At 51.2% G+C, this 17,454-nt stretch carries 16 protein-coding genes; 11 read left to right on the top strand and 5 right to left on the bottom strand.

Annotated elements, in window-relative coordinates; translation table 11 throughout:
* Window positions 1-84: 84 nt before the first annotated feature.
* Window positions 85-996, top strand: coding sequence for a recombination-associated protein RdgC (gene rdgC, locus L2725_RS03745; protein ID WP_249247702.1), 912 nt, complete (start codon window positions 85-87; stop codon window positions 994-996).
* 51 nt (window positions 997-1,047) lie between these two features.
* Here the strand turns inward: rdgC and L2725_RS03740 are convergent, their stop codons facing one another.
* Genes L2725_RS03740 through L2725_RS03730 form a run of 3 tightly spaced genes read right to left on the bottom strand, consistent with a single transcriptional unit; the run spans window position 1,048 to window position 4,066 of the window.
* Complete coding sequence (locus L2725_RS03740; protein ID WP_249247701.1) at window positions 1,048-1,680, bottom strand: hypothetical protein; 633 nt, start codon at window positions 1,678-1,680, stop codon at window positions 1,048-1,050.
* Window positions 1,673-2,278 carry a sigma-70 family RNA polymerase sigma factor gene (locus tag L2725_RS03735; RefSeq protein ID WP_249247700.1) on the bottom strand — a complete coding sequence of 202 codons (606 nt, stop codon included), beginning with the start codon at window positions 2,276-2,278 and terminating at the stop codon, window positions 1,673-1,675. The genes L2725_RS03740 and L2725_RS03735 overlap by 8 nt, the downstream gene beginning before the upstream one ends.
* 18 nt (window positions 2,279-2,296) lie before the next feature.
* The gene (locus tag L2725_RS03730; protein ID WP_249247699.1) at window positions 2,297-4,066 is read right to left on the bottom strand and encodes a vWA domain-containing protein; all 1,770 of its coding nucleotides are present in this window, start codon (window positions 4,064-4,066) and stop codon (window positions 2,297-2,299) included.
* Between the two features lie 223 nt (window positions 4,067-4,289).
* On the opposite strand from L2725_RS03730, the gene dauA reads away from it, so the two are divergent.
* From dauA to L2725_RS03685, 9 genes are all read left to right on the top strand, one after another.
* Complete coding sequence (gene dauA, locus L2725_RS03725; protein ID WP_249247698.1) at window positions 4,290-6,005, top strand: C4-dicarboxylic acid transporter DauA; 1,716 nt, start codon at window positions 4,290-4,292, stop codon at window positions 6,003-6,005.
* A 471-nt stretch (window positions 6,006-6,476) separates the two neighbouring features.
* Window positions 6,477-7,709 carry an iron hydrogenase large subunit HydA gene (gene hydA / locus L2725_RS03720; protein ID WP_249247697.1) on the top strand — a complete coding sequence of 411 codons (1,233 nt, stop codon included), beginning with the start codon at window positions 6,477-6,479 and terminating at the stop codon, window positions 7,707-7,709.
* 12 nt (window positions 7,710-7,721) lie between these two features.
* Entirely contained in the window at window positions 7,722-8,039 is a 318-nt protein-coding gene (hydB, locus tag L2725_RS03715) for an iron hydrogenase small subunit HydB (RefSeq protein WP_115135286.1), read from the top strand.
* A gap of 14 nt (window positions 8,040-8,053) precedes the next feature.
* Complete coding sequence (locus L2725_RS03710) at window positions 8,054-8,737, top strand: cytochrome b/b6 domain-containing protein (protein WP_249247696.1); 684 nt, start codon at window positions 8,054-8,056, stop codon at window positions 8,735-8,737.
* Between the two features lie 124 nt (window positions 8,738-8,861).
* Window positions 8,862-10,313 carry a [FeFe] hydrogenase H-cluster radical SAM maturase HydG gene (gene hydG, locus L2725_RS03705; RefSeq protein ID WP_249247695.1) on the top strand — a complete coding sequence of 484 codons (1,452 nt, stop codon included), beginning with the start codon at window positions 8,862-8,864 and terminating at the stop codon, window positions 10,311-10,313.
* Window position 10,314: 1 nt separating this feature from the next.
* Window positions 10,315-10,950: a hypothetical protein gene (locus L2725_RS03700; protein WP_249247694.1), complete on the top strand. Its 636-nt coding sequence runs from the start codon at window positions 10,315-10,317 to the stop codon at window positions 10,948-10,950.
* Window positions 10,947-12,098, top strand: coding sequence for a [FeFe] hydrogenase H-cluster radical SAM maturase HydE (gene hydE, locus L2725_RS03695; protein ID WP_249247692.1), 1,152 nt, complete (start codon window positions 10,947-10,949; stop codon window positions 12,096-12,098). Before L2725_RS03700 ends, hydE begins: the two co-directional genes overlap by 4 nt.
* Entirely contained in the window at window positions 12,082-13,338 is a 1,257-nt protein-coding gene (gene hydF / locus L2725_RS03690; RefSeq protein WP_249247690.1) for a [FeFe] hydrogenase H-cluster maturation GTPase HydF, read from the top strand. The genes hydE and hydF overlap by 17 nt, the downstream gene beginning before the upstream one ends.
* A gap of 575 nt (window positions 13,339-13,913) precedes the next feature.
* Complete coding sequence (locus L2725_RS03685) at window positions 13,914-15,263, top strand: coiled-coil domain-containing protein (protein ID WP_249247688.1); 1,350 nt, start codon at window positions 13,914-13,916, stop codon at window positions 15,261-15,263.
* A gap of 113 nt (window positions 15,264-15,376) precedes the next feature.
* Here the strand turns inward: L2725_RS03685 and L2725_RS03680 are convergent, their stop codons facing one another.
* Window positions 15,377-15,718, bottom strand: a complete 342-nt coding sequence (locus L2725_RS03680) for a TehB family protein (protein WP_249247687.1) — start codon at window positions 15,716-15,718, stop codon at window positions 15,377-15,379.
* 208 nt (window positions 15,719-15,926) lie between these two features.
* Here L2725_RS03680 and L2725_RS03675 point away from each other — a divergent pair, with 208 nt between their 5' ends.
* A complete protein-coding gene (locus L2725_RS03675; protein ID WP_249247686.1) occupies window positions 15,927-16,265 on the top strand; it encodes a cytosolic protein in 339 nt (112 codons plus the stop codon).
* Window positions 16,266-16,964: 699 nt separating this feature from the next.
* Here L2725_RS03675 and L2725_RS03670 read toward each other — a convergent pair.
* Window positions 16,965-17,327 carry a hypothetical protein gene (locus L2725_RS03670; protein WP_249247685.1) on the bottom strand — a complete coding sequence of 121 codons (363 nt, stop codon included), beginning with the start codon at window positions 17,325-17,327 and terminating at the stop codon, window positions 16,965-16,967.
* Window positions 17,328-17,454 lie beyond the last annotated feature (127 nt).

Raw genomic sequence — 17,454 nt, 5'->3', positions numbered from 1 at the left:
AAACTCAATTTTGTGCCTTCCTTTACCCTGACCATGCTATGCCTTAAACTGCCCTACTTTTCATTCCTCAGCAGAGTCAGCCATATGTGGTTTAAAAATCTCACCCTCTATCGTTTCAATAAGCCATTCTCCGTCGATACCGAAACTCTGGAAAAAGCCATGGCGGATTTTCGATTTTCCCCATGCGGCAGTCAGGATATAAGTAAATTCGGTTTTTCCAACGCCATGGGAAAACACGGTGATACTTTGGTGCACTCAGCCAATAACCGTCATCTGATCTCTGCCACTAAAGAAGAGAAAATTCTGCCCTCTTCTGTGGTGAAAGAAGCGCTGGATGAAAAAGTTGGTCAGCTGGAAACCGAAGAAAACCGCAAACTGACCAAGAAAGAGAAAGATGCGCTGAAAGATGAGATCACGACCACTCTGCTGCCTCGCGCCTTCTCCCGTCGCAGTCAGATCCAGGCTTTGATCCTGCCTGAGCAGCAACTGGTGCTGGTTGACAGCTCCAGCGCCACCAAGGCCGAAGAGCTGCTGGCGCTGCTGCGTAAAGCCCTGGGCAGCCTGCCGGTTATCCCTGTCTCATTTGCCACGCCACTTGAGCAGCAGATGACAGACTGGCTGAAAGCGGGCAGCGCCCCTGCGCCATTTGAGATTCAGGATGAAGCTGAACTTAAAGCCGTTGCCGATGAAGGTGGCATTGTTCGCTTTAAGCAGCAGGATCTGCAGGAAGATGAAGTACTGGCTCACCTGGAAACAGGTAAGCAGGTTCACAAGCTGGCACTGCACTTTGGTCAGTCAGTCGCTTTCCTGCTGGGCTCAGATGTCACACTCAAGCGCCTTAAGTTCTCTGAGGAGTTCCGTGCCGGTAATGATGAGCTGGGTAATGATGATCCTATGGCTCGTCTGGATGCCGACTTCGCCATGATGAGCAGTGAACTGGTTGCCCTGCTGGAGTCCAGCATCAATGCGCTGGGCGGCCTGGAGCCGACTGAGTAAGTCCGACGCCCCATAGTACAAATGAAAATCCCGGCCTGAGCCGGGATTTTTTTATTGGTTGAGCAATTTACCCAGGTCTTCATATCGGACTCGCCTTGGGTCCTCTTTGGGCAAGCGGGCCATGGTCTCAGCCAGTGCCTGATATTCGACTCTGGCGTCAGCAAGCTTACCCTGCTCTACCAAAGTGCTGAGTCGTTGCAGTGCCTGAACCAGCTCAGTGTTATCCATGATGGCTTGCTTCCGCATCCCCTGAATTTCCAACATTGCATTATCGGCGGCAGGCTCAGCGGATTTCATCATGCCGGGCTCGCTGCTGACCCTGAGCTTTTTCTGAACTGAAGGCGCAGGCATATCGGCCAGCGCTTCTTGCTCTGTCGCCCCCATAGGTTCAGGGCTGCGCATCAACACAGGCTCTGGCATAGCCGGGCCGTCAATTGCAGGTTTTTGTAATTCTGGCCAGTACAGGCTCAAGCCAACAATCAGCAATACTGATGCTGCACTGGACCATATCCAGGGAGAACGCCCGGACTTCTTGCTGGCCTGGGTTGTCGCCTGAGGCACACTTCGCTTCCGGGCCAACGCCAGAATCTCAGCATCCACTGATTTTGGTGGCTCCTCTTTGGCCTGAACCAGATACAGGTGGTGAATTTCCTGCATATCCTGCTCTGAACGTTTGTTATTCACGACTCGCCTCCCACTTACTGGCGACACACTCTTTAAGGCTTTGATAGGCGTAGCGTATCCGGCTCTTGCTGGCCTCAAGACTGACACCAACAATCTCGGCAATCACCCTGGCAGGGAAGCCGGTTTCGCAATTGAGCAAAAACGCCTCCTTCTGCACCTGGGGCAGCAAACTGACACACTCTTTCAGCAGACCAGCCTTTTGCTCCTCTTCCAAAGACACTCCCGGCTCCCCCTCATCGGCGCCAATATCAGGGCTGTCATTATCGGTTTGCACTTCAGTGAAAAGATCAACAGGTTTAACGGCCCGCACATGATCGACCAACAGATTATGGGCGATGCGATATAACCAGGTGGTGAACTTAGCCTGTGGCTGGTATCCGGCGGCCGCCTTGATCACCCGACTCCAGGTTTCCTGATACAGATCTTCAGCCAGAGGCCTGTCCCCAATCTGACGAACAAAGTATCGGTATAAAGGGCCTTTATGTTTCAGATACAACTGCTCAAATGCGCCGCTGTCACCAGCGGCATAATCGAGCATCAGTTGTTCATCGCTGCCACCGCTGTCGGCGGCATTTGCCAATGCCATACTCAATTGCATCCCCCAGTAACCTGGCCGCTATGGATAAGCTCCTGGCTCAGGCGTCACTGTATGTTGAGATAACGCCGGAGCCTCTATCAGCGCCAATGCCTGTGCAGACAAGGCCAGGTTGATAAATTCTCTTCTGTAACCCCAAGTATCCTGCCCTACAGCGGAATTTGCCAGTGCTATCATGTCGCCATAGTCGGCGTTGCCTATATAAGTGCCGCCATTCAGCAATTGCCCCAGCCCCGCAACCGCCGCGGCGAAGCGCATATCCTGACTGGTCTGACTCAATGACTCGTATGCAGTTCCCCAACTCACAGCTTTGGTCAATAACTTGCTTTGGCCGCCCTGTGGAGGCTGATATCTGAGTTTCACGAATGCCAACTCATCATGATCAGGCCCGCTATCATCGCCCTGGCCGCCATATCTCAGCGGGTCCATATCCCGCCTGCCATTCACCAGCGCCAGTTCATACAGGGCAGTGACCTGATGCCCGGCCCCAACTTCGCCACCATCTACCTTGTCATTATTGAAGTCGGCACGGTTCAGCTGACGGTTTTCATACCCTATCAAACGATACTCAGCCACCAGCGCCGGGTTGAACTCCAACTGCAGTTTCACCTCTCTGGCAATCACCGCAAGTGAAGAGGAAAGCTGGTTAACCAGCACTTTACGTCCCTCGGAGAAGTTGTCGATATAGGCGTAATGACCATTGCCTTTGTCTGCCAGCTGCTCAAGGGTATGCTCCTGTAAATTGCCGCGCCCAAAACCCAGCACAGACAGGAATACATCGCTCTGTTTGCCCTGACTGATGATATCCAGCAGTGCAGCTTTATCTGTTACCCCAACATTAAAGTCACCATCGGTAGCCAGAATCACCCGGTTGATGCCATCGGCAATAAAGTGGGCTTTAGCCAGGCGATAAGCGTCACGAATACCGGCGCTGCCATGGGTGCTGCCTCCTGCGGTCAGCGCTGCAATGCCAGCATCCAGCGAGGGGCTGTCACCGGCTATACCCTCAAATACCACGCGACTGCTACCGGCATAGGTCACCAGTGACACCCTGTCATCACTGTCCAATTGTTTTGCCAACATCCGCATCGATTGCTGCAGTAAAGGCAGCTTATTGGCATCCTGCATAGAGCCTGAGACATCCACCAGAAACACCAGATTGGCACCGGGCAGCTCCTCCATCGGCATGGACTGGGTGGCCAGCTGCACCTTGAGCAGTTGCTTGCCTGAGTTATAGGGGGAAGGCGCCAGCTCAGTCGCCAGGGTGAATTTCTCATCTGAGATACGGTCCCCCTGAACCTCATATTCAAAGTAATTAACCATCTCTTCAGTTCTGACCGTACCGGGTGGCAGCAGACGCCCCTGCTGCAGATAGCTGCGCAGCAGACTGTAACTGCCGGTATCCACATCCACCGCGAATGTCGATAAAGGCTGCTGACGGGTCGCTATCACAGTGCCGGGTTCTTGCCTTTGCAGCTCCTCCCGACTCACCTCCGGCCTCCCCACCACAGGGGGAGGCAAAATATGAGCTTGCATTGCCATATCCATACTCATGCCCTGAACATGATAATCGGCGATTCTGGCCTTCTTCTGAGCCGTCGCCTGCACAGGAGCGGCTTCAACCTCAGCCAGCGTGACCTCATGGGCACTCTGGTCTCTGTTACTTTCAGATGAGGCAGGCCTGGTTTGAGGGTCGTTGTCCCTGCCGGGACTGCAGGCGGTCAGCAGGGCTAAAGTGACAATGGATATCAGTGGCAGCCCTGAACCGGGCCATATGTTGATCTTCTTCATCTTGCTCTCCTCTATTCCACTTACTCCCTATCAACGTCAGTGATTGGAAAAGGGGTTATCTGAGGCAGGATTTTTTTATTAAGCGCCCGCAGGGAGATGTACCGCTAAAGCAGATTAAATATTGTACAGGCATCTTGCGTGATCAGCTTCACAACATAGAATGGATTCAAGACCTAAAATAGCGTCCTCTTCACAAAACATTCATCTCGCGGAAACTCATATCGTGCCACACAGAGCCCACCTTTTTTCGCTTAAACCAGGTTACGCACTGATAAAGTCATGCTTTACAGAGCAATACACCAAGCAAAGACTCTTTAAAGACCTGCTGGCCGGCATCACTGTCGGTATTATCGCCATTCCTCTGGCGATGGCGCTGGCGATTGCCAGTGGCGTGCCCCCTCAGTATGGTCTGTACACTGCCGTTATCGGCGGCTTTATCATCGCCCTGTTGGGCGGTTCCCGCTTCAGTATTTCCGGGCCGACAGCAGCCTTTGTGGTGCTGCTGTTCCCCATCGCCGAGCAGTTTGGCCTGGCTGGCTTGCTGCTGGCCACTGTGATGTCCGGCATTATTCTGGTGCTGATGTCTCTGCTGCGTCTGGGGCGTCTTATTCAATACATTCCTGAGTCCATTACTCTGGGCTTTACCGCTGGTATTGGTATGGTGATTGCCACCCTGCAGCTAAAGGACTTCTTTGGACTGAATATCAGCGAGATGCCTGAGCACTACTGGGATAAAGTCGCCACTTTGGTGAACTCGGCCCCAAGTGCCCACTGGCCCAGTATTCTGGTTGCCGGGGTGACGCTGGCCGTCATGCTGCTGTGGCCAAAACTGAAACTGCCGGTACCGGCTCACCTGCCCGCCGTAGTGATTGGTAGTCTTATTGGCCTGTATCTTAACCATCACGGCTTTGTGATTGACACTATTGGCAGCCGCTTCAGCTACACCCTGGACGATGGCACCACAGGTTTTGGTATTCCTCCTGTGTTACCGGAATTTATGTTCCCCTGGATGCAGGCCGGTGCCGATGGCCAGCCACTGGGGCTGAGTTGGTCCATGGTGCAGGCGCTGCTGCCCTCGGCCTTTGCCATCGCCATGTTGGGTGCCATCGAGTCTCTGCTGTGCGCCGTGGTGCTGGATGGCATGACCAATACCCGCCACAGTGCCAACAGTGAGCTGCTGGGCCAGGGGATAGGTAATATAGTGGCGCCATTCTTTGGTGGTATTCCTGCCACAGCCGCCATTGCCCGCTCTGCTGCCAACGTTAAAGCCGGTGCCACCAGCCCGATTTCCGCCATGGTGCATGCAGCCGTCGTGTTGCTTGCTCTGGTGGCCCTGACCAAGATCCTCGCCTATGTGCCTATGTCAGCCATGGCTGCCTTGCTGCTGGTTGTGGCCTGGAATATGAGTGAAGCGCCCAAGGCTGTGCATCTGCTTAAAACTGCGCCACGCAGTGATATTCTGGTGTTCCTGGTGTGCTTTACTCTGACCGTGGTATTCGACATGGTGATCGCCATCAGTGTAGGTATGGTGCTGGCAGCCCTGCTGTTTATGAAAGAAGTGGCAGAGATGACCCGGGTGAGAGATATCAGCCAGACCCCTAGATATGTCAGCGGTGAACTGCCCGAGGGCAGCAAGGTGCTCAGAGTCGAAGGCCCACTGTTCTTTGCCGCCGCCGAAAATGTATTTGGTGAAATCAGCGCACTGACCTCTGATTGCAACACTCTGGTACTGCAAATGGATGCGGTACATCTGCTCGATGCAGGTGGTTTGTCAGCCATGACCAAACTTATTCAGCAGTGTCGCCATAACGGTACCCGTCTGCTGGTTTGTGAACTTCAGTTCCAGCCATTAAAAACACTGGCAAAAGCCGGAGTGCAACCTGTAGAAGGTGTTATTAAGTTTTTCCCAACTCTGGATGAGGCGCTGCAGGATATTTAATACTAAACGTTAATATTGCAGCAAATGAAATTTATAAGGCCGGTTATATAACCGGCCTTTTATTTATATATTCAACTGGGACATTTTGGTCAGACAACTTGTCCAGCCTTATCCAAAAAAAACTCTAAACCACTGACATAATGGCAGAATCAAGCGTTAGTTCACAGATTCTAATAAAGAATATCAAACCCAATTAAACCAATTAAAAATCAATAAGATGCAAGAACGAAAATTCATGCATTACTAATTTAAAAATAAGTATTAACGATAAGAGTCACAAAAAAATATGAATTAATCCTAAAACAAATATGAACAGGCTTAAATATTGACCTAACTCAATTTTGATTTTTTTGTGCTCACCTATATTCAGCTCGCTTTATAAAAACAAACAATAAAACAGCTGTTGTCATAAACACTAAACAACCTTTCAATTCCTGCAATTGAGGTTGTGGATGAGGAACGCAAAAGACTATGACTGCTACCACCTATCAACCCGGTGAAATCCAGGGGCTGATCAAGATTGATGCATCTAAGTGTAAAGGTTGTGATGCCTGTAAGAAGTTCTGCCCGACCAATGCGATTGAAGGCGCATCCGGTGCTGCCCACTCCATCGATCAGGACAAGTGTGTTGGTTGTGCCCAGTGTCTGGTGAACTGCCCATTCAATGCCATTGAAGAAACCCACAGCGCCATTGAAACCGTCATTAAGAAACTGGCCGACAAGAACATCACTGTCGTTGCTATTCCCGCCCCTTCTGTGCGGGTAGCGATTGGTGAAGAGTTTGGCCTGGGTACCGGCTCTCTGGTGACCGGCAAGATGTACGGCGCCATGAACAAAGCCGGTTTCAGAATCTTTGACTGTAACTTCGCCGCCGACCTGACCATTATGGAAGAGGGCAGCGAGTTTATTCACCGCCTGCATGCCACGGTAAAGGGCGACCCAAATGCCGGAGCCCTGCCACAGTTCACCTCGTGCTGCCCGGGTTGGGTGCGCTATCTGGAAACCAACTACCCTAGCCTGCTGCCTAATCTGTCTACAGCCAAGTCTCCTCAGCAGATGGCAGGTACCGTGGCCAAGACCTATGGCGCCAAGATTTACGATATGGAGCCCGAGAAGATCTTCACTGTCTCTGTGATGCCATGTACCGCCAAGAAGGTGGAAGCCTCCCGCCCTGAATTCAACGATGCCTGGAAATACCACAAAGAGCAGGGTTCCCGCGCTGCCGAGTATCCGGATGTGGATGCAGTATTGACCACCCGCGAACTGGCAAAGCTGTTCAAAATGCTGGATATCGATCTGGCCAGCACCCCTGAGTACAAAGGCGACAGCCTGTTCTCCGAGTACACAGGCGCAGGCACCATCTTTGGTGTGACCGGCGGGGTAATGGAAGCGGCGCTGCGTACTGCATACAAGGTGCTGACCGGCTCCGAAATGGCCAAGCTGGAATTTGAACCTGTTCGTGGCCTCAAGGGCGTTAAAGAAGCCTCAGTCACCCTGTTTGATAATGAACTGAGCCAGAACGTCACAGTTAACGTGGCCGTGGTTCACGACATGGGCAACAACATTGAGCCCGTGCTGCGTGACGTGATGGCAGGCACCTCCAAGTATCACTTTATCGAAGTGATGAACTGCGCCGGTGGCTGTATCAATGGTGGTGGTCAACCTATTGAAGGCACAGGTTCCTCCTGGCTTGGCAATATCTGATAAGGAATTCTCATGAGCAAAAAAAGCTATTTGTTCGCCGAAGACAGCTTCTTCCTGTCCCGTCGTAAATTTATTGCCATTGGTGCAGCCTTTGCCGCGGCGCTGGCACTGCCTGTGGGCTGGTTCTCCAGCAAGCTGGAACGTCGTAACGAGTACATCAAAGCCCGTACTGAAGGCCTGTACAAGGACGATGCCATTGCCAAGCTGCGGGTAAGCCACGCCAACCCGGCCGTTGAAAAGTACTACAAAGAGTTCGGCGGTCAGCCACTGGGACACCTGTCCCACGACCTGCTGCACACTCACTTTGTTGACCGTACCAAGCTGTCTTGATTGGAGAAACCAGGATGACTCACCAACATGATATGAGACCCATTCAGAAGCACCCGCTGAATGTTCGTATTTTCCACTACATTTTGCTGCTCAGCTTCCTGCCGCTGGCAGCGACCGGCTTGCTGCTGTACTTCAAGCCTCTGTCCCAGGCCGGTATGCAACTGACCTATGACATTCACATTATCGCCGGTGTGGTGATGGCGCTGGATGCCGTAGCCTTCACCCTGATGGCTTTTGACCGCGTGGTACTGTTTGTATCCCGTGTTTTCAGCTTCTCCAGCCGTGATGTGAAGTGGTTTATGGTGCTGGGCGGTTACCCACAGAAGTTCCTGCTGGGCAAGAAAGTCCCTGTTCCTCCAATGAACAAGTACAACTCAGGTCAGAAGCTGTTCGGTGCCTGCGTACTGATTGGCGGCACCATTCTGATCCTGTCAGGCCTGGTACTTTGGCTGATCCCACATGCTGCGCCACGCGACGTAGTGTACTTCCTAGGTCAGGCACACCTGATTTCCGGTCTGGTGCTGACAGCCTTCCTGCCTGTGCACCTGTTCCTGGCGGTTTACCGTTTCGACGACTTCAAGGCGATGATGGTTCACGGCAATGTGCCATACCATGATGCGGCCGAGTACACCCCTCTGTGGGTGGAAAAAGAGATCGTGCCTGTAACGGCCAATGGTGAACCCGCTACCGGTAAGTAATCAGCATCTCAAGCAACAGCAGGCTGATATTAGCCTGCTGTTGCTGTGGGAATTTGCCGACATCTCTGGCGATTGCCGGGGATGTCGGCAAGTTTCCAAGCCCAGCAAGAGTTATTAATCGGTTATGACTTCACATCACCACGATATTTGCATCCGCGACTATGACCCCAATACCAGCTTTATCGACGATAACGCGATTTGGGATGCCATTAACCGAGCCTCAGCCCCCTCTGCCAACCAGGTTCGGGCTGTACTGGACAAAGCCCGCCAGTGCGAAGGGCTGAGCATAGAAGACACAGCAATTTTGCTGCAGAACCAGGACAAGTCCCTGGATGAAGAGATGTTCGCCGTTGCCCGGGAGATAAAGAACATCATCTATGGTAACCGCATCGTACTGTTTGCCCCGCTCTATATTTCCAATCATTGCGCCAACAGCTGCAGCTACTGTGGTTTTAATGCCGACAACCATGAGCTCAAGCGCAAGACCTTGAAGGAAGATGAGATCCGCAAAGAGGTGGAAATCCTCGAACAGATGGGGCACAAGCGCATTTTGGCAGTGTACGGCGAGCACCCCCGCAACAATGTGCACTCCATCGTCGACAGTATCAACACAATGTACAGCGTCAAAGATGGCAAGGGCGGCGAGATCCGTCGCATCAATGTCAACTGTGCGCCTATGAGCACTGAAGATTTCAAGGTGCTGAAAACCGCCGCCATTGGCACCTATCAGTGTTTCCAGGAAACCTACCACAAAGAGACCTACGAGCAGGTTCACCTGAAAGGCAAAAAGAAGGACTATCTGTTCCGTCTTTACGCCATGCACAGAGCCATGGAGGCGGATATTGACGACGTGGGTATCGGTGCCCTGTTTGGCTTGTATGACCACAGATTTGAACTGCTGGCCATGCTCACCCATGTGCAGCAGCTGGAGCAGGATTGTGGTGTCGGCCCCCATACCATCTCCTTCCCGCGTATTGAACCGGCTCACGGCTCAGAGCTTAGTGAGAAGCCACCCTATGAGGTGGATGATGAGTGCTTTAAGCGCATCGTTGCCATCACCCGCCTGGCCGTACCCTACACAGGCCTGATTATGAGCACCCGTGAAAGCGCAGAGCTGCGTAAAGAGCTGCTGGAGCTGGGTGTCTCCCAGATCAGTGCCGGCAGCCGCACCGCACCCGGTGGCTATCAAGCCAGTCAGGATACCCGTAATAAAGCGTCTCAGCATGACGCCGAACAGTTCAGCCTGGGGGATCACCGGGAGATGGAAGAGATCATCTATGAACTGGTCACCCAGTCCGATTCAGTGCCCTCTTTCTGCACCGGCTGTTATCGTAAAGGCCGCACCGGTGACCACTTTATGGGCCTGGCCAAGCAGCAGTTTATTGGCAAGTTCTGCCAGCCCAATGCGCTGATCACCTTCCGTGAATATCTGAATGACTACGCCTGCGACAAAACCCGTGAGGCGGGCAATGAGCTGATTGAACGTGAGCTGGCCAAAATGAGCCCGGCACGTGCCCGCAACGTCAAAGGATGTTTGGATAAAACCGATGCCGGTCAGCGGGATATCTATTTGTAATATGGAAAGTTTAAACATGATTGCCGGAGTTAAATTAACCCCTGGACTGGATACGGAACGCCTGCTGACACTACTGCAGAGCGCCGAAGATATTGTGATGCACGCCGCCCTCTACAGTAATTTCGCCTCCGGCGCTGTCGATGAGCTGCTCAGAGACAGGCTGCTCGGCGGAGACCTTAAACACCTGACCCTGATTAAACTGGAAGCCCAGTCCCAGTGGAGGGATGAGTTCGCCCGCATTCTGCGCCCCGGACTCTACTCCGAGCAGGTGGACCAACTGTTCCGCCAGTCACGCCAGTGGTGCAGTGAGTTAAAGCTGCTCTCGCCAACGACGGTCGATCTGCACACCTGCCAGGCCCTGCCACTGCAACCTGTCATGCTGATTGGCGACACCCTGCTGGCCGGTCAGTATGCCCACAGCAGACACACTTCTGCAGAAGGTCTCTGGCTGGAACTGGATACTGTGGCACTTGGCCTTAAGCCGGGCACACTGCAGCTGTGGTTCAAGTCAGGTATTGCCCCTGAGGAGCTTGATGCCTCCCCCTGGTTGATTGCCGTCAGCCGTTATCTGGAAGAGTGTCGCCAGGCGGCTCACGATATCTGGATGCTGACGCCGGACCGAGAGCAGGCTTCATGATACTATCCAGCTCCTCGTACGTGGCTGAGGCCCCCAGCCAGTCAGCAGATGAGAAAGAGGCTTATCGGACTGAGTCACAGGGCAAGACATTCACTGAGAGTCAGGCCTTCAGCCAGAGCGAGATTGTCAGACTGCTGCAAGGCGACGATGATGACTGGCTGTTTGCTGCAGCTGCCAGAGTTAACCGCCAGGCCTTTAACCGCCAGGTGTATCTGCGGGGAATCGTGGAGTTTTCCAACTTCTGCCGCAACAACTGCCATTACTGCGGCCTGCGGGCCGCCAACCGTAAGGTGGAAAGATACCGACTGACCTCTGAACAGATCCTCAGCGCCGTTGCCCTGATAGCGGAATCGGGAATGGGTACTGTGGTGCTCCAGTCCGGTGACGACTTCACTTACAAAGCCGATATCATCGCCAGACTGATCCGTCAGATAAAGTCCCGGTACCAGCTGGCTGTTACCCTGTCGCTGGGAGACCGACACCATGATGAGCTGGCGCTGTGGCGTGAAGCCGGGGCTGACAGATACCTGCTGAAGATGGAAACCTTCGACCGGGAGCTGTTTGCCGCCAGCCGTTCTGGTACCGCCAGCCGTCCTGATGCCAACAGCCGGACCGGTGCGGATTATGACGAGCGCCTTGCCCGGCTTAAACGCATTCAACAACTGGGCTACCAAACCGGCTCAGGCGTAATTACCGATCTGCCCGGCATGACAGATGAGATCCTCGCCCGGGATCTGCTAACCCTTACCTGGATGCAACTCGACATGCTGGCCTGTGGCCCCTTTGTCGCCCACCAGCAAACCCCACTGCACCAGAGCCCCAATGGTGATGTCCTTAAAAGCCACAGAGTCAGCGCCATTCTCAGACTCATGAACCCGGACGCCAATATTCCTGCCACCAGCTCGCTGGATGCCATTCAACCTGGCGCCCGTCTGCAGGGGCTGACACGGGGCTGCAATGTGGTGATGCCCTCATTCACCCCGCAGCAGGTGTACGCCAGTTACAACATCTACCCGGGCAAGAACAGCGCCAGCGATACCCTGCAGGCACGACTGAGCGCGCTAAAACAACAAATCTCTCACCTTGGGCTGGTTGCATCCAATGCCCGGGGTGATGCCTTGAGGAACCCATATGTGCCAAGGTATTAACCCTGCCGAGCAGGCAAACAACTCACAAGCGCTCCTATCTTCAACCCCCAGGGGCATGCGTTATCAAATCGTCCTGGTGGGCCGCCGCAATGCCGGAAAATCGTCTCTGCTGAACATGCTTACTGGTCAGCAGATTTCCATCGTCTCCGACACCAAAGGCACCACCACAGACGCGGTGGCCAAACCATACGAGCTGCTGCCACTTGGCCCGGTCACCTTTTACGATACCGCGGGGATTGATGATGAGGGTGAGCTGGGTGCCCTGCGCATTCAGGCCACCCGCAAAGTGATGATCCGCGCCGATATGGCGCTGCTGGTGATTGACGAGCAGGGCCTGACCGCCTGCGAAACCGAATTGATGGATGAGATGCAGCAGATGAAGCTGCCCACTCTGGTGGTATTCAACAAAGCCGATATCTGTTCACCCAAAGCGGAAGATATCGCCTTCTGCCGCGCCCGCAAACTGCCCTGTATTGCCGTGTCCTCCACTTCAGGCCTGGGCGGCAAAGAGCTCAAGCGCATCATGGTAGAACTGGCCCCGGCAGAGCTGAAGGCTGAGCCTGTACTGGCGGGCGATCTGTATCAGCCCGGTGACGCCATTATCTGTGTGACACCCATAGATGCCGCCGCCCCCAAGGGCCGGTTAATCCTGCCACAGGTACAGGTACTCAGGGAGGCGCTGGATTGCAATGCCATGGCCATGGTGGTCAAAGAGACAGAGCTGCCCGCCGCTCTGGATAAATTCAGCCAGCCGCCGGCGCTGATCATCTCCGACGCCCAGGTGATCAAGCAGGTGGCCGAAATAGTGCCTGAGTCGATTCCCCTCACCACCTTCTCCACCCTGTTCGCCCGCTTCAAAGGGGATATAGGCCCCCTGGTCAAAGGTGCTGAGCAGTTGGATAAACTCAAAGATGGTGACCAGATCCTGATTGCCGAAGGCTGCAGTCATAACGTGCAGGAAGATGATATCGGCCGGGTGAAACTGCCAAACTGGATTCGTCAGGTCAGCGGTAAACAACTGACTTTTGATGTGGTATCAGGCCACGACTTCCCGGACGATTTGGAGAAGTATGCCATGGTGATCCACTGCGGCGCCTGCATGCTCAATCGCACCGAGATGATACGTCGTATCCGGGAGTGCGAACGGCGGGGTGTGGCGATGACCAATTATGGTGTTGCTATATCTAAGTTACAAGGAGTGATGGGGCGGGTGGTGGCGCCTTTGGCGCATTTGCTTTAGGTCAAGCTGGCGCATGGCTGGGTTGCTTGGAGCCCCTGCGGGGACTTGTGGTTTTGTGGATTCCGATTCCACAGTCGGTGTTGATGGCCAAGCTTCGCTTGGCAAAACGTCGTGGGTTCCACCCACACGGGGCAAGAGGGGATCAACAGCAATTCCCTCTTGCATCTCCCTTGCCGCCCCAACCGAAGTTGTTATCCATCGTTAAATGACTTCAATTACGCAACCGCCACCGATTCACCATCCATGGTTCAGCGGTGGCTGCCCCGTCATCCATGACGGGACTTGCTATTGAAGCCATTTCCCTCCGGCAACTTCGGATGGGGAATAGATGTAATCTGCCGCTTCACAGTAGCCCACATGGGGATAAGAGTTACTTTGGCTTTAGGAAAGACTCCATGTAGCCCTTTACCAAGTGTTGAACAACGCAAAGTCGCAACTAAATCCAGCGTGGAATAAAGATACCAATGTACTACAAATTTATTTTGAACATTCTGTTATCTATGTCTATCGACATATTGAAAAGTTTCAAACCAGACACCATATTATCAAAATATTCATAGAGTTATGAGAAGACAATGAACACCCACTTACAACAATTAAAAGAAAATATTGAGTCCTTAATTGATACTATTTCAGCATCAAATGTAACACGAGATTCATTCCAAGATCATGGTTGGAATCAGCTTTCTTTAGACAAGGATTATATAGAATATCTTGCGAAGAACTTCTTAAACGACGTTGAAATAGTGACGGATAAGCATTTCGACGATCAGGTCTCTAGACTTCAGCAGTATCTACAAACGACGGCTAAACATGTTGAAAAACTAAACCAAAACGTTAAAGCACATCTGGTTGACGACGCTAACAACCTACTTTATGCAGGTTCGAATACAATTGTTACATTGTTAACATTAAGCATGGATTTCAAAGAAACGTTCTTAAAATGGGAAGCACTCCAAGGAACAAAGTTCCTCCCACAGTCGTTATCCAGACGTGTCAAAGCGACTGAAGCTAGAATAGCCAACCTAAATTTAGTCAGCGAGGATATCGAAAGTAAGATCATCAAAATTCAAGACGCATATGATGCCGCTGAAAATTTACCTACATATCTACAAGAAATTCATGATGGTAAAAAAGACCTTGAAGCTAAGCTAGCTGAAGCCAAAACTATTCTAGAAAAAATTGAAGACGCAGAGCGATTTGCACAAAGTAGTTTAGAAGATAACCGCCAGTGTCTACAGACAGTCAGAAACAATGCGGAGGAAACTGATTCACTAAGAGCAAAATGTGACGATAATCTTCAAATTACTACTACTCAAGGTCTGGCCGCTGGGTTCGACCAAAAAGCACAGTCACTCTCAAGTTCAATTAAGTATTGGGTGATTGGCTTAATAGCCGCACTATGTTCAGGAGCCTATTTTGGTGGCGAACAAGTTCAAAAACTTTCCGCAATATTAGATTCAAATCAGCAGGTCGGTGCAGGGTTCGCTATAATAAATATCGTTCTAGCATTATTTTCAATTGGTGGACCTCTTTGGTTTGCGTGGCTCGCTACTCAACAAATCAACCAGAGATTCAAACTATCTGAAGACTACGCCTACAAAGCTACAGTCGCCAAGTCTTATACTGGTTTCAGTAAGCATGCAACTAGATTCGACGAACAAACAGCTGAAAGACTATTTAACTCTACTTTAGATCGACTTGATGAAATGCCTCTACGCCTTGTTGAGGGGAAAGACTATAATAGCCCTTGGCATGAGTTTATTGACTCTGAAGCGTTTAAAAAAGCTTTAGATATGGTTCCAGACTTAGCAGACAAAGCAAGTACATTTGCTGCTCGCACTAAACTTAAAAATAAACCGAGCATAACAACTCAACAGCATACGCATGCGGATCCTAATTTAACCGCAGTAGCAAATGACTAAATAGCTATCCAATTACGGAGCACCTAAAAATAATTTTTTCGTGCTCCATTACTTTCATCGCCTGCAAGGCGATTACCTCGCCAAGTCGCCGGGTGCAAGCTCCGGCAGAAACTTTACTGTTCTGAGGTGTTGATAAATTTGCTGGTTTTACGGCCGGGTTCTGACCAGAAGTTGATGTTGAATCTAGCATCGTCGCTGAGTTCAACTCTGTGCCAGTATTGTGGTGGGCTGAGGGCAAACTGGCCTGCGTTTATGACGATTTCTGTGTCAGGCGTGTCAGCGTGTTCATTGTTAAAACCAAAGTAAGTGACGACGCCTTCGAGTACACAGATTTGACCATATACCCCCTCTGCGGTGTTGTGATGACTCAAGAGTGCTGAAGGGACATTGTTCTTGGTGAACACCTGAGTTGAGCGTTGGATTTTCCAGCCGACGGGAATTTGAATCTTTTGCATAATGCCATCCTCTGGTTAAAGGAACTACGGGATTCGCTGACACCATTGAACCACCACAAGGCAACGATTTCAAATGAAGCATTTTGAATGCTTCATTTATTAATCCCAATGGTACAGTGTTCCCCCCTTTGACCGCCGAATCTCAACTATTACTGCCTTCTTTCCTGATAGTGATAAAATCTCCGCATCAGAATTACCGAGAAACTCTATGTTTATCCATCATGTTAACGACATCGACTGGCTGGTGATCACAGCTTTTGAAGAACTGAAAACTATCTTTATTGAAGAAGCCGGTACGATCCCCTCTTGCTTCTCTACCGCCAGCGAATTAAGCCTGATTGACCAAGCCAGGCGTTCTTATGGATATTTGCCCACACTCAGGGGCGTAATCACTGACACTGGCACTTTTCAAAGTCAGGATAACGAAGAAGATTTGGACCCAATGCTTGCTTGCCTGGTTGAAGGGCGTGGTCGGGTGTTTATCTATCACGGCGGTTTTGTGGCTTTTGTGGATGACGAGCAAACCTTTATTACCCGAATGGACTGAAAATTATTCCGTTCGTTGAATACGTTGAAATTGAAGATTTGACCGGAGCGAGATCCTGGCTTCGATAAGTAAGGCAATCCTGCAGGTAACTCGCAAGCTGTATCCCTCCAAGAAGGAATGGAGCAACTCCGAGCTCGAGGAATACACCAATTCCCAGTCCGAAGCGCATGGATGCACATGCTTCGATATATATCGCCTGCAAGGCGATTACCTTGCCAAGTCGCCGGGTGCAAGCTCCGGCAGAAACTTTACTGCTCTGAAGTGTTGATAAATTTGCTGGCTTTGCGGCTTGGTTCTGACCAGAAATTGAGTTGAATCCTCGCCTCGTCACTCAATTCTTCCTGTACATCCATAACAGTCTAAACTTCCTCTTCGGTTGTCACATTTTATAATAGCGAGATTGCCTGCCAATGGACTCTTAGCGCTCATCCCAGCCAAAGGTTCAATCCGCGAGAAAAACCGCCTGCAAACCTTGCGGCTGTGAAGCCAGGAGAAGCAAAACGAGACGTCACGTTATCTCGCGCTAGTGGTCACACGTATTGGATAAACGCTACCACTAACAGGCTGAACAATCGGTCATTTATTGACCTTCAGCCGATTATCCGAGAACAGCCCTCCGGTTATCAGTGATTTAACGGGATAACCGGCGCGTATAAGTAACTTTGGGGATAAGTTACTTTGAACCTTTTGTTATACGTTTTAGGGAGCATCACAGTGTACTTCATACATTACTCCCTCTTTGTACTTTACGGCCAAATACCTTCCCGTAAACCCTAAAGTAAACCAAATATCAAATTGCGTCTTATTTACAACATGTATAGATTGGATAAATAGATCACCGCTTTCTTCAATGTCATCTCTATACCTTGATTCCATTGCATACTCTACGCTTTCATTCCTCAGAATGTTGACTCTGTTAATAACTTCGTCAGCAACAACGACTAGGGCTTCATCTAGGCGTTCTTCATGAGACATGATTCTAATTGGTATATTCCCATAGTCGTCAATACCAACTTCACATTCCCATATTTTATTTTTAAGTTTGAAGATAACTTGTTCCATTTCGGACGTATAACCTTTTTATAACGAGACGGCCTGTTTATCCCTTTCTGCGCGACCATACTATCAATTCAATCTTAGTCACAAAATCTGCCACTTAACGTCTCTATGGATAGATAACTTTACAGGC

This window comes from Shewanella corallii (assembly GCF_023349125.1).
Lineage (GTDB): Bacteria > Pseudomonadota > Gammaproteobacteria > Enterobacterales > Shewanellaceae > Shewanella > Shewanella corallii.
The sequence above is the reverse complement of the archived record's forward strand: the minus strand, read 5'-3'. Positions and strand labels throughout refer to the sequence as shown.